This window comes from Niveispirillum sp. SYP-B3756 (assembly GCF_009495745.1).
Classification (GTDB): Bacteria; Pseudomonadota; Alphaproteobacteria; order Azospirillales; family Azospirillaceae; genus Niveispirillum.
In genome coordinates this window covers 130,055-143,298 of sequence record NZ_WIDQ01000007.1, presented here as the reverse complement: position 1 = coordinate 143,298, position 13,244 = coordinate 130,055, and the positions used below count along the sequence as shown (strand labels likewise).

The following is a 13,244-nucleotide window of genomic DNA, read 5'->3' as shown; positions in this document are numbered from 1 at the left end:
CTCAGTTGGCCTTGGCCAGCGCCAGTTCGATGCTGGCACCGGACAGATCAACGGAAACGGCCCCTTCCGGCAGGCTGGCCGGGTTCACCACCAGATCCAGCGCCAGGGTTTCGCGCTTGATGGTTTCCGCATGGGTGGCAAGCGCCCCCGCCACCGCATCCGGCACCTGGGTGGTGATGGTGATGCGGTCGGTGACCTGGAAGCCCGAATCCTTGCGGGTGGACTGTACGGCGCGCACGAAGTCGCGCGCCCAGCCTTCCGCTTCCAGTTCCGCATCCACGGTCACATCCAGCACCACCACGCCCTTGCCGCCGGCAAAGCGGGCGGCGTGGGTCCCTTCCTTGGCCTGGATGCGGATGTCGAAATCACCCGCTTCCAGCACAACACCGGCCAGTTCAACCGTGCCGTCGCCCTTGTCGGTCCATTTGCCCTGCTTGGAGGCGGCCATCACTTCCTTCATCTTCGGGCCGACCTTGGGGCCGACGATGGCGGCGTTCACCGCCAACTGGCGGGTGCCGACAAGGCTGATGTCAGACGACACCAGCACCTGCTTCACATTCACCTCATCCGCCACCAACGCCCCCAGCACGGCATCGAACTGGCCCTTCAGCACATCGGCATCCGGGTGAACAATGGTCAGCGTGCGCAGCGGCAGGCGGATGCGCAGCTTCTTGGCTTCGCGCAGCGACATGGTGGCGGCACAGATTTCCCGCACAAGGTCGATCTGGCTGGTCAGCTCATGATCAGACGGCAGATGCGACACATCCGGCCAGTCGGCCAGATGCACCGAGGCTTCGCCGGTCAAAGCGGTATAAATCCGCTCCGTCACATGCGGCAGCATAGGGGCCAGCGCCTTGGTCACCGTCACCAGGCAGGTATAGAGCGTGTCATAGGCATCGCGCTTATCCTGGGCCTGGGCCTCCCCCTCGCCCACTTCCCGCCAGAAGCGGGAACGCGAACGGCGAATATACCAGTTGTTCAGCGCGTCGTAATAGCCGGCGACCAGCGCATAGGCACCCGGCAGGTCGTAGCTGTCCAGCCTGCCTTCAATGCCTTCCACCAATTCCCGCGTCTTGGCCAGGATATAGCGATCCAGCAGACCCTTCTGGTCGGCGCGGATGGTGCCCTTCACCTGATCGATATTGGCGTAGAGCGTGTAGAAGCTATAGGCGTTCCACAGCGGCAGCACGCCCTGGCGTAGGGCCTGGGCAATGCCGCGCGCATCCTTGGGCATGGCCAGATCGCCGCCCACCATCAGCGGCGAGGACACCAGATACCAGCGCAGCGCGTCGGCACCCTGGTTGTTCAACACCTCCACCGGGTCCGGGTAGTTGCGCAGACGCTTGGACAGCTTCTGCTTATCCTCGTCCAGCACCACACCGTGGCAGATGACGTTCTTGAACGGCGCGCAGTCGAACAGGGCCGTGGACAGCACCATCAGCGTGTAGAACCAGCCACGGGTCTGGGCCACATATTCGACGATGAAATCGGCGGGGAAGTTACGCTCGAACCGTTCCTTGTTCTCAAACGGGTAATGCTGCTGGGCGAACGGCATGGAGCCGCTTTCGAACCAGCAATCCAGCACGTCTTCGACGCGGCGCATCATCGACTGGCCGGTCGGATCGTCCGGGTTGGGGCGGGTCAGGTGGTCGATGGCAGGGCGGTGCAGGTCGGTGACCTTCACGCCGAAATCGCGTTCCAGTTCGGCGATGGAGCCGTACACGTCGATGCGCGGATATCGGGGGTCATCGCTGCGCCAGACCGGGATGGGCGAACCCCAGAACCGGTTGCGGGAGATGTTCCAGTCGCGCGCGTTCGCCAACCAATTGCCGAAGGAACCATCCTTCACATGGCCGGGAATCCAGTTGATCTGCTGCTGGTTCAGCTCAACCATCCGGTCCTTGAACTTGGACACTTCCACGTACCAGCTATTCACCGCCTTGTAGATCAGCGGCTGATCGGTGCGCCAGCAATGCGGATAATTATGCAGGTAGGTTTCGTGCCGCAGCACGACGCCCCGCGCCTTCAGATCCTGGATGATCGGCTTGTTGGCCTCAATGACATTCAAGCCGACATAGTCGGACACTTCGGCGGTGAAATTGCCGGCCACATCCACCGGCACCTTCACCGGCAGGCCATGGGCCTTGCAGACGGCCAAGTCGTCTTCACCGAAGCCGGGGGCCATGTGAACGATGCCCACGCCGTCGCCGGTGGTGACGAAATCCGCCACCAGAATCTGGTGCGCCTTCTCCAACCCCTTGAAATACGGGAAAATCGGCTCGTAGGTACGGCCGCGCAAATCTTCCGCCGTCAGCGTCGATTCCTGCTCATACCCTTCCAACTCCTTGGCATATTTGCCGACAGCGCTGGTGGCCAGGATCAGCCGGTCATCGCCCTTGCGCATGACCGCGTACTCGATCTCCGGCCCGATGGCCAAAGCGAGGTTGGACGGCAGGGTCCAGGGCGTGGTCGTCCAGGCCAGGATGTCCAGCGGGCCGGCATCGCCATCGCGCGCATCCAGGCGGAAGCGCACGGTCAGCGCCGGGTCTTGCCGTTCGCGGTAGGAATTATCCAACCGGGTTTCAAAGTTGGAGAGCGGCGATTCCACGGCCCAGCTATAGGGCACGACGCGATAGCCTTCATAGACCAGCCCCTTATCCCAGAGCTGCTTGAAGGCCCACATCACGCTTTCCATGAACGTGATGTCCATGGTCTTGTAATCATTCTGGAAATCGACCCAACGACCCTGGCGGGTGACGTAATATTCCCATTCCTGGGTAAAGCGCAGCACCGACACCTGGCAGTGGGCGTTGAACTTGTCGATGCCGTATTTCAGAATGTCATGACGCCCGGAAACGCCCAGTTCCTTTTCGGACTGCAGCTCGGCCGGCAGGCCGTGGCAGTCCCAACCGAAACGGCGTTCGACCTTGCGGCCCTTCATGGTCTGGTAGCGCGGCACCAGATCCTTCACATAGCCGGTGACCAGATGGCCATAATGCGGCAGGCCGTTGGCGAACGGCGGGCCGTCATAGAAGACGAATTCATTGTGCTTGCCATCCTGTTCCAGCGGGCGGAAATCCACCGACTGCTGGAAGACCCCATTTTCCTTCCAAATCCGCTGCACCTCTTCCTCAATCCGGGGGAAATCCGGGTTGGGCTCGGCGGCGGGATAAGGGCGGAAGCTGGAATCTTGGTTGGTCATGGCGCACCCATGCATTGGACAATGCCCCGGCGCCGGACGCACCTGGGGGCAACTGTCATGTAACGATGCGCGGGCACGCTGTCCAGAATGGCGGGGCGCAGGGCAACCTTGCCGAAAGCATCACGCCGGTTGCAGCAGGGCCGCCAGCCGGTCGCGCAGGGCCGGCAGGGTAACGGGTTTGCGCAGAATGGGCACATCGGCCCATTCCGGTTCCCACACATCACTGTAACCAGTGCAGAACAGCATGGGGATGCCACGATGGCGCAGGGCTTCGGCCACGGGGAAGACCTGGGCGCCATTCATTTCAATATCCAGCATGGCGGCGTCGATCTGCTTTCCATGCGCCGCCGCCAGGGCGGAGGGCACATTGGTGTAGGGGCCGATGACGGCGTAATCCAGCGCCTCCAGCATCTCCCGGAACAATTGTCCCAAGGGGATATTATCCTCCACCAGCAGGATACGCGGGCCGGTCTGGCCCGCCGGTTCCACCGGCAGATCATCCTCATCCACCGCCACCTCGGGCGGTACACCGCGGGCCAGCGTGTCCAGCGGGGCCAATTGGTCGGCGGGGAAACGGATGGTGGCGTGCAGCCCGTCATGCGTCCAGTCATAGGTGATGCCGCCCTGCAACTGCTGGCGCATACTGGCTTCGATCATGGTGGAGCCGAAGCCGCGCCGGGCGGGGCCATCACCCAGGGCGGGGCCGCCCGTTTCCTGCCAATCAAGCTGGATGGCATCGCCGCCATCAATCACCGCCCAGCGCACGCAAAGCCTGCCATCCGGTTGGGCCAGCGCGCCATGTTTGGCGGCATTGGTGGTCAATTCATGCAGCACCATGGAAAGCGGCTGGGCCGCCTCCGGCCGCACGGTGATGTCGGGGCCGCTGATCTCCACCCTGCCGCCATCGCCATCCTGTCCGTCATAGGCTTCCAGTTCCACCTGCACCAGCCGGCGCAGCAGGGCGCCTTCCCAGCGGTTCATCGCCAGGATGGTATGGGCATGGGCGAGTGCGGCCACCCGTCCTTCCACCACCTCGACAAAGCGCTGGGGCGTTTCCGCCTTGGTCAGCCGGATCACCGCCTGCACCACGGCCAACGCGTTTTTCGCCCGGTGGTCCACCTCCCGGATCAGCAGGCGTTGGGCCTGTTCGCCGCGCCGGCGCTCGGTGACATCGCTGAACACGGCATAAGCACCCGAAGGGATGCTGTCGCCCGAGCGCAAAATGGGCACAGCATCGATCACCAGCCAGCGCCGCTCCGACCGGCGGGGATTGTAGATGCCCATGGACACGCCATGCACCACCCGCCCCGTGGTCAGAGCCTGGATCACGGGGAAATTGGCCCGCTCGACACGCTGGCCTTCGGCATCCACCGCCCCCCAATCCACCCCGTCGCCGGCTGACCCGACCATTTCCGCCAGGGTACGGCCCAATATCTGCTCTGCCGCCGCATTGACCGACAGGATGCGCCCGGCAGCATCATGGATCACAACGCCCTGGGTCAGGGTTTCAAACAGCAGGCGGAACCGCTCTTCCTCCGCCCCCAGCGCCTCATTGGCGCGATGCAAGGCAGCCTCATGCTCCTCCCGCGCCACCAGGGTGCTTTCCGCCGCCCGCCGGCGCGTCACCTCCGCCGCCAGATCGTCGGTCAAGGCGGTCAGGCGGTGGTTGGCATGGGCCAGGGCACTGCCCCGCCGCATCGCCTGCAAGGCGGCTGCCACCAGCGCCAGTGTCAGAAGCAGGGCGATGATGGAGAGGGTCAGCGTATCCTGCCACCAGTTCACCAGAATGACGGAACGGTCGGTGCCGACAACGATATAGCTGTCCATCTCCGGAATGCGCACATAGGAGTAGATACGATCCACCCCATCAATGAGGGAATTGAAGCGGTAATCCCCCTCCTCATTATTCTTGGCCCGCGCCAGGAAGAAGCTGGAATTGGCGGGAAGCCGTAACAGCCGCCGGTCAATCGGCACCGGATAGCGGGCCAGCAATTCCCCATCGCCGCGCAGCAAGGTCACCACGCCCTGGTCGGACAGGCGGTAATCACGCCAGAACTGCTCAAAGTAGGAAAGCTGGATGGTGACCAGGATGGCCCCGTCGAACACTGCCCCCCGTGGCTCCTCCCCGCGCCGCCGGGCCAGGCTGAAACTGACGGTCGGGCCTGAGCGCTCGGCCGCATCCACCGTCAGATATGTGTCAGCCCCCTTGCGTAGTGCCTGGAAATAGCTGCGCCGGCTGACATCATCCCCGATTTCCAGCGCACCCTTATTGCCTTCCGCCGGGCCACCGCCTTCCACGACCCTTCCATCCGGATCAATCAGCCACAGGCTTTCAATATGGGGCGACCGCTCCACCACCCGCCGGATCACCACATCCAGCCGGGGCAATTCTGCCACCTCGGGCCAAGGTGTATCACCCAACTCGGTATCGATCAGTTCGATAGCCAGAGACTGCGCCTCAAACACCCGCATCATATGTTCGCGCAACGCGCGGGCCTGCTGGTGGCGGTCGTCGCGTGCACTTTCCAGCGTATGTTCATAGGCACGCCAGGAGATCAGGCCCACGGTGGTGCCGGGTAACAGGATCGCCGCCAGGAGCAGCAGGACAAGCGGACGTCTCAAAGGCGGCACCAGAGGCAGCGAAAGGCAGGATAGCCATGTCCAACCATGGTGATCCTGGCCCATTTCGGCCCCATCTGACCAGCCTGCAGCTCTGTCTATCCGGAATGGCCGAGCCTTACCAAAAGTTTGTCCTGCGAAGCATCACCCCAACGGCTTGCACATGGGCACAAAGGGCACGACGGTGCCATCGGGCACCGGCTGATCCAGCGCACCGGTCGCGGTGAAGCCCAGCGCCTGATAAAGCGGCACCCCCGGCAATGTCGCCATCAGTTCCAGCACCCGGAAGCCCGCCGCCCGCGCCGCCTGTTCGGAGGCCTGCATCAGCATCCGCCCGATCCCCCGGCGGGCGAAAGCGGGATCGACGAAGAAGGCGCGAATCTTGGCGGCATCCACCGCCGGGTCCAGTGGCGCGGGGGAACGGTCGTTAAACTGGTCACCACCGAACAGGGTGCGGCGATAGCTCCAGCCACCACAGCCGGCTGGCTGCCCCGCCACCTCCACCACGAAATAGGTGCCATCGGCGATCAGCGTGCCATCGATGCCGAAGATGTATTTCAACGAACTATTGATCTGGGCCGGGGTGTAATAGCCCCGGCCCAGATCGCGCACCGACCGTTCCACCAGCGCTTCCAGGCTGGCCCGGTCATCCGGTCGGGCCAGCCGCAGCGTGGGGGTTTGCAGGATCACTTTTTCACTCATGGGGCGGGCCGGCTGTCCTTCACATCCTGGGCCGTCACGGCATCGCCGTAATGGTTGCCGAAATGGCTGCGAACATAGTTCACCACGGCGGACACCTGATCGTCACTCAGATAGCCGAAGGACGGCATGGCCCGCTGGCCATTGACCACCATGTGGACCGGATATCCCGCCGCTTCCAGATTGGCGTTGCTGGCCAGGGCCGGATAGGTGCCGGCCCCCGTCGCCCCCTTGCCGTCGGGCATATGGCAGCCCTGACAGATGGAACGATAGAGATGCTCGCCATCCTGATAGGGGAAGCGGCGGGCATCGGCAAAGTCACTGGTCTGGGCATCGGTGCGCTGGGCGCTGGCCGGCAGGGCAGTACCTAGCGCCAACAGGGCCAGACCCAGGGAAAGCAGGCTGTTCTTCATCGCGTCTCTCCCTTCCGTCACTTGGCAATGATGCGCTGGTGCAGGCGCGTGATGGCATCAAGCGAGGATTGCACGGCCCCTTCCTGCCAGGCCGGCAGGTAGGAGACATGTTCACCCGCCAGCAGCAGGCGCCCGTCGATCTGGCAGATATCCTTGTAATGCTGCTTGCGCTTTTCCTCTGTCCAGGCCCCGAAACAGCCCAATGTCCAGGGCACGCGGTGCCAGGCCACCGCCACACCATTATCGAATTCCTGTCGGTATTGCGGGTGGATCTGGGCGCCGAATTCGACGCATTTCTTCACCCGTTCCTCCGGCGCCATGGCAGCGAATTCATAGGCGAACGGCCCCCAGGGATAGGCCCCCAGCAGCACGCCCTTGCCCTTGGAACCATAATGGCTGTTGGGGTAGGCGATGACGGAGATCGGCAGGTCAGTATAGGTGATGCCGCCGTAAATCTCCTCATCCTGTTCCCAGAAGCGGCGCTTGAACTCCAGCCCCACCTTGAAGGCCGCCTCATAGGGCAGCGCATCAATGGCAGCCCCCATGGCGGGTGAGACGTTCTTCTTGATCTGCGAGAGGATGGACGCCGGAATAGTGCACAGGCACCAGTCGGCCTTGGCCGTCTTCACCGCCCCACCCGCCTTGGCATCGACATAAGTGACGGTGACACCGGCATTATCCTGATGGATTTCCGTCACCTTGGCATTGAAGGTGATCTTGTCCTTCACCTTTTCCGCCAGGGCCAGCGGGCCAGCATCCATGCCGCCTTCGGGCTGGAACAGGGCCGTCTGGAACTCATAGCCCGAACCAGTGCCGATCGCCCGCCACAGGCCCGATTGCAGCAACTGGGAGAATTCAATCGGCTTGGACGGGATCGGTTCGCCCGACAGGCCGCCGCCGGGGTCTTTTTCAAAGCCACGCCGGTTGGAGGTTTCGGCATTGGTGGTATAGGCGTAATTATCGTCCAGCGCGCCCCAATCCTGCATGGCGGCCAGCAGCTTTTCCTGATCTTCCTTGGTGACATAGCCGTCCAGCCCGCCCTTATGGCCCAGCTTGGCCAGCAGCTCGGCGACATGGCCGTTGAAATCGGCCAGCACATGGCGATAGCGCTGCGGCTTGCCGCCAAAGGCCGATTTGGAATGGACATAGGCGTTGTAATTGATCTGGAAGAACGGCTCCAGCTTCACGCCCAGCTCGTGATAATAATGCATCACGCCGCGATGATGGTAGGGCACGCGCCAGGGGCCGGGGTTCAGGTAGTTCCCCTTTTCAAACCCCACCTTCTGGGTGAAGCCGCCCAGTTCGGTATAGGTATCGCCGCCGCGCAGGGTCCAGGCGCGGCCACCGGCCTTTTCCCGGTATTCCAGCACCTGCACCTTGTAACCGGCCTTGCCCAGTTCATAGGCGGCAACCAGCCCGGCCCAGCCGGCGCCTAAGATCAGTACCGACGTGCCCTTGGGCGCACCCGACAGGTCGGGCGGTCCCTTGAATTCGCTCTCAGCGGCAAACCCGAGGGAGGTTGCCGCCTGATACATCACGGAACTGCCGGCCGCCGTGCCGATCATCGACAGCAGCTGGCGACGCGTCATCCGGCCTGCCGGCAGGGGAAGTTTCTCTACAGCCATTCTTCGCCTCGGAAGGGGCGGGCGGGAAAAGGCTTTCGCCTGTCCTGTCGCCCCCTTGCTTCGGGAAAGGAGGGGGGCGGTGGCAGCCATGGCGCCACCGCCATGCTGGATGATCAGAAGGCCACTTTCAGGCGGACATAATAGGTGCCGCCATCATAGCCGACAGGGGAGGTATCGGGATAAACCTGCCCTACCGCATAGGTGCCGGCGGCCGTCTTGTTCAGCTTGTCCGGGTAATTGTCGAACAGGTTCTGCGCACCGACCGACAGGGTGACCTGCTCATAGAAGGTGTAGGAAACCTCGGTATCGAACAGCCATTCCGAGCCGAAGGTCTTGGCGTAATTGTCGGTGTCGGTGAACTTGCCGTAATAGCTGGCGCGGCCCAGCAGGGAGAATTCGCCGATGGAATAGATGGCGCTGAAATTGCCGCGCACCTTGGGCAACTGCTTTTCCAGATCGGCGACGCGGTTATCCCCGATCACCGAGGCATTGCGCTTGATCACCTTGGTCTTGTTGTAATTGGCCGCCGCCGTCAGATCGAGCTTGCCGTCCCCGACCTCCACGCTGGTATTGGCCACCACATCCACGCCCTGGGTGCGGGTATTGAAGGCGTTGGTGAAGTAATTGACGGCACCCAGCGTATTGGCACCCGGTACGCCCAGCGCCGCCAGGGCGGTACGGTCGGCCGCCGTGGGGTTGAAGTCGCCGGAGAGCGCGATACGGTCCTTCACCTTGATATTATAGTAATCGACCGTCAGGGAGATATCGGCCACCTTGGCAACGAAACCGCCGGCGAAATTCGTGCTTTCCTCTTCCTTCAGCGGCTTGGCACCAAAATACTGCGCCACGGTGCTGGCGGCGGGATAGGTGCCGCGCGCCACCGGGCTGGAACTGCCAGCCGGGAAATAGGTCTGCACGGAAGAGGTCTGCGATTGGCCGGGCGTGGGCGCCCGGAAGCCGGTATTCACCGAACCACGCAGGGCGAAATCGTCGGTCAGCTCGTAACGGCCGCTGACCTTCCAGTTGAAGGTGGAGCCGAAATAATCAAAATCCTCGTACCGGCCGGCAACACCCAGAGTGAAAGCCTCCGTGATGTCGGTTTCGGTATCGATATAGAAGGCGATGTTGTTGCGGGCAAACTGACCGCTATCTTCCGGCCGGAAGCCCGGATAGCCGTTGGAACCGATCGGCATCCCGACGAGCGCACCCGTCACCGGATCGCGGTAGGAGGCATAGGGGCCGACCGTATAGGAGGCCGTGTCGCCCGGGCTGATCTCATAAACCTCGCGGTGGAATTCCGTCCCCACGGCCAGGTTCATCGGGCTGGCCAGCCCGATTTCCACCGGATAGGCCAGATCGATATTGGCGCTGGTTTCTTCCTGCACCAGACGGCCGACATAGAATTCACGCGGGCTTGCCGGCCCGAGCGAGGGGTTGACCGTGTTTTTCAGGTCGTAATCCAGCTGGCTGCGGCCATAAGAGCCGCTGATATTATAGACAAGGCCGCTTTCCAGCTCATGCTTGAAGCCGCCCACCAGGGAGGCGTCCCGCAGATCGCCATAGAAGCGCGGCGTGAACCCCTCCGGGAACCATTCGCGGAAGGTGAAACCATCCGGATCACCTGCCACCGGCAGCACCGGGCCATTCACCGCATGATCGGTGGCCGGCGGGCGATAGAAGAAGCTGCCATTGCTCTTGCTGCGGCCATAATTGCCGAACAAATAGATGCTCTTATTCTCGGTCAGGTCGATGCCGCTATTGAAGACAATGCGCAGGGCCTCCGCATCGGGGGAGCCCCAATTCATCGCCAGATCTTTTTTCGTGGCCGGCGCACGCGGATCCTGGACCCCACGGTTGGTCGCGTCATTCTGGCTATATTCGGCGGACAGATTGAAGAAACCGTTGGGCCCCAGCGCCAGGCCGACATTGGCGGCCGTCTTCACATTGTTGCCGTCACCTTCATAGGTGGACCCGTACTGGATTTCCGCCGTGCCCCCTTCGGAAGCATCCTTCAGCTGGAAATTCATCACACCAGCGATGGCATCCGACCCGTACTGGGCCGAGGCACCATCGCGCAGCACTTCCACCTGCTTCAGGGCGATGGCCGGGATCTGCGCCAGATCGGGCGCCTGGGCGCCGGCGGCCAGCGCACCACCGCCCAGCTGCACCAGGGCGGAACGGTGGCGGCGCTTGCCGTTCACCAGCACCAGGGTCTGGTCAGGCGGCAGGCCGCGCAGCGTCGGCGGACGCACGAAGGTGGAGCCGTCGGAAATGGCATTTCGGCTGACATTGAAAGACGGCACCAGGGTACGCAGAATATCGTTGGTATCGCTGAAGGCCTGCTTTTCCATGTCGGCCGGGCTGAACACATCAATCGGCGCCAGACTTTCGGTCGCCGTGCGGTTGGCCACGCGGGTACCGGTCACGATGATCTCGTCAATCTCCTGCGCCACGGCCGGGGCCGTGGCGAGGATGGGGAGAAGGCTGGAGGAGCACAGAATGCCAAGGGCGATCTTGCGCAGTGCCGGATGCTGAGCCGGTGTGCTGTTCTTTACCCGCATCTTATTAAGTCCCCTGTTCAACTCGGTTTTGGTTTCATTCCTCCTCGGTTGCGATTTCCATCCCCGTGACGCCCGTTTGCCGGGCTTTTCGGGGGACGTCAGGGGGAGCGCCGATTTTTCGGACTGAACCCCCGTCAGACCCCACTTCATCCCCGCCCGCATTACCCGTGCGGCCGGCGGATGTTTTCAAAATAAAAGGGCGGGAGGGCGACCCCTCGCCTTCCCGCCCCTGTCGGGTCATTTGGCCTTGGCGGCCACGACCTCGATCTCCACCAACATGCCCGGCACCACCAGCCCAGCGATCTGCACCGTGGAACGGGCCGGCTTATTGGGCTGCTCGGCGGTGCCGAAGAACTTCGTATAGGCCTTCATCAGGCCTTCGAAATCCATCGCCCCGCCCTTGGCCTGGTCACCGACCAGATAGACATGCATCAGCACAACATCCCCCATGGTCAGGCCCTGGGCCTTCAGGGTTTCCTGGATGCGGGTGAAGACATTGAAAGCCTGGGTTTCGGTATCGCCAAAAACAGCGGTGCTGCCCTTGGGCGCTTCCTTGTTCACCGCCGGCGGGGTGGTGCCGCTGAGGAAGATCAGGTCCGAACCGCCCGGCACCAGAACGGAGGAAGCGATGGGGAAATTCGGCACATCGGTGCGCTTGATCCCTTCGGCCTGGGCGGTTCCCACCGCCGCTGCCAGCATAGAAAGCCCGATCAGGCCGCGATAACGCTTCAACATCCAACCTCCTGTTTGAATTTATCGTTTCGCCGTCGGGGCCAGTTTAGCCTTGGTCTGGTCCCCGGCCCGGCGGATGCACCAGCCAGACCTTGCGGCTGTCATCCCAGGAAACCCCGGCCAGCAGTTCAGGCCGGCCAGTGGCGGACGGTGCCATCCCCGGCAGGTTGGCCGGCCGTGCGGACACCGCGCGTGGTGCCACCGCAACCACCTTGACGACATTCCGGACCGCAACCCTGACAGCATGTTTGGCCATGTCATCCTTCGTCCTTTAACCGCGTCCGGGTGGACAGCACGTCAACAGGGTGCGGGCGGAACCAACCGAGAAATCGTTTGGACCGCCAGTTTCCCGGCAGAGCCGCACCTCTTGACGAAAATCAAGTACAGCAACAAGCGTGCCAGCAGCCAAGGCCAGCCAATGCCACGGATCGCGCACAAGCACGACCTGCTTTCCTGCCCATTCTGCGGGCAGGCAGCCTGAATTCAGGACAGACGCATAGAATTCATGCAGATTTTTGGGGATTTTGCGGGGCATTGCCGGGGACCACGCCCCTTACTGGCAAAAAAAGTGCCAAATCCACAAGTCAGAGCGAAAGACAATATCGACCTTGGTTGAAGCAAAAGCAGATTATGCCGCACACACCCCGTCAAACCCCAGGAGATGCTGCCTGCGCCAGGGCGGCGACGGTTTCCCCAGCGCGCGGCAACGGCAACGCTGGCCCCGGACGGCGCCAGAGGGATTGGCCCGGCACTTCCTGAGCCACAAAGCGATAGCCGGCAGCCGTCAGTTCGGCCGCCGTGCGCTGCCAGCGGTGGCGATCATCCAGGAACACCTCCCCCTCCGGCATACGCACGCCCAGGATCAGGTGATACCCGCCACCTTCGGGCAGTTCCACGATGGTGGCGCGCAAGGCGGCACGGGGATAGCCCCGGCGCAACAGCCGGGAAATGGTGGTCATCACCACATCATCGCAATCGCCCGTCATGCCGGTGCCGACGGTGCCCAGCACCTGCCAGACATCCTTGGGCTCCTTCACATAGATCAGATCGGCCACCACCTGGCGGTGGATATGCACGGCCATGGTTAGTGAGTCCGGCTTGCCGCTCAACCGGTCCACCCCCAGTGGCGTTGCAGACCGCCCGCCCAACGCGGCGGCGCAACCAGGATCACGGTCACCATAAGTCTGGCAATAGGTACGGTATTGCGGCAACGGCGCCATGGCAGCCCCGTCCCAGCCGATCGCCAGCGCCGTCGGGGTGTTGGCCGCCAGGACCAATCCCACCAAGCCCATCAGGGCCAAAAACGGCAAGGGGGAGCGCCGCTGGCCCCCCTCTGAGACGGGAACGGCAAAGGTGGCCTGCGGCAGTGCACAACTTCCGTAACGGAATTTTA

The 13,244-nt window shown here is 62.8% G+C and carries 9 protein-coding genes; all 9 read right to left on the bottom strand.

From position 1 onward, the window contains the following. Position 1: 1 nt before the first annotated feature. A complete protein-coding gene (gene ileS / locus GE253_RS15710) occupies positions 2-3,202 on the bottom strand; it encodes an isoleucine--tRNA ligase (protein ID WP_153205103.1) in 3,201 nt (1,066 codons plus the stop codon). 120 nt (positions 3,203-3,322) lie between these two features. Next, entirely contained in the window at positions 3,323-5,824 is a 2,502-nt protein-coding gene (locus GE253_RS15705) for an HWE histidine kinase domain-containing protein (protein ID WP_173012669.1), read from the bottom strand. A gap of 141 nt (positions 5,825-5,965) precedes the next feature. Next, positions 5,966-6,523, bottom strand: a complete 558-nt coding sequence (locus GE253_RS15700) for a GNAT family N-acetyltransferase (RefSeq protein WP_153205101.1) — start codon at positions 6,521-6,523, stop codon at positions 5,966-5,968. Next, positions 6,520-6,933, bottom strand: coding sequence for a cytochrome c (locus GE253_RS15695; RefSeq protein WP_153205100.1), 414 nt, complete (start codon positions 6,931-6,933; stop codon positions 6,520-6,522). The genes GE253_RS15700 and GE253_RS15695 overlap by 4 nt, the downstream gene beginning before the upstream one ends. 17 nt (positions 6,934-6,950) lie before the next feature. Further along, positions 6,951-8,522, bottom strand: coding sequence for a flavin monoamine oxidase family protein (locus GE253_RS15690; RefSeq protein ID WP_153205099.1), 1,572 nt, complete (start codon positions 8,520-8,522; stop codon positions 6,951-6,953). A gap of 149 nt (positions 8,523-8,671) precedes the next feature. After that, positions 8,672-11,119, bottom strand: a complete 2,448-nt coding sequence (locus tag GE253_RS15685) for a TonB-dependent receptor (protein ID WP_153205098.1) — start codon at positions 11,117-11,119, stop codon at positions 8,672-8,674. 237 nt (positions 11,120-11,356) lie between these two features. Next, a complete protein-coding gene (locus GE253_RS15680; RefSeq protein ID WP_153205097.1) occupies positions 11,357-11,854 on the bottom strand; it encodes a RidA family protein in 498 nt (165 codons plus the stop codon). A 43-nt stretch (positions 11,855-11,897) separates the two neighbouring features. Beyond that, positions 11,898-12,107 carry a hypothetical protein gene (locus tag GE253_RS15675; RefSeq protein ID WP_153205096.1) on the bottom strand — a complete coding sequence of 70 codons (210 nt, stop codon included), beginning with the start codon at positions 12,105-12,107 and terminating at the stop codon, positions 11,898-11,900. A gap of 391 nt (positions 12,108-12,498) precedes the next feature. Further along, positions 12,499-13,161, bottom strand: coding sequence for a transglutaminase-like cysteine peptidase (locus GE253_RS15670; protein WP_173012668.1), 663 nt, complete (start codon positions 13,159-13,161; stop codon positions 12,499-12,501). Positions 13,162-13,244 lie beyond the last annotated feature (83 nt).

What these genes read in the sequence shown, in the direction of transcription:
- ileS (WP_153205103.1), bottom strand. Translation starts at nt 3,202, where the DNA reads ATGACCAACCAAGATTCCAGCTTCCGCCCTTATCCCGCCGCCGAGCCC.
- GE253_RS15700 (WP_153205101.1), bottom strand. Translation starts at nt 6,523, where the DNA reads ATGAGTGAAAAAGTGATCCTGCAAACCCCCACGCTGCGGCTGGCCCGA.
- GE253_RS15680 (WP_153205097.1), bottom strand. Translation starts at nt 11,854, where the DNA reads ATGTTGAAGCGTTATCGCGGCCTGATCGGGCTTTCTATGCTGGCAGCG.
- GE253_RS15685 (WP_153205098.1), bottom strand. Translation starts at nt 11,119, where the DNA reads ATGCGGGTAAAGAACAGCACACCGGCTCAGCATCCGGCACTGCGCAAG.
- GE253_RS15690 (WP_153205099.1), bottom strand. Translation starts at nt 8,522, where the DNA reads ATGACGCGTCGCCAGCTGCTGTCGATGATCGGCACGGCGGCCGGCAGT.
- GE253_RS15695 (WP_153205100.1), bottom strand. Translation starts at nt 6,933, where the DNA reads ATGAAGAACAGCCTGCTTTCCCTGGGTCTGGCCCTGTTGGCGCTAGGT.
- GE253_RS15675 (WP_153205096.1), bottom strand. Translation starts at nt 12,107, where the DNA reads ATGGCCAAACATGCTGTCAGGGTTGCGGTCCGGAATGTCGTCAAGGTG.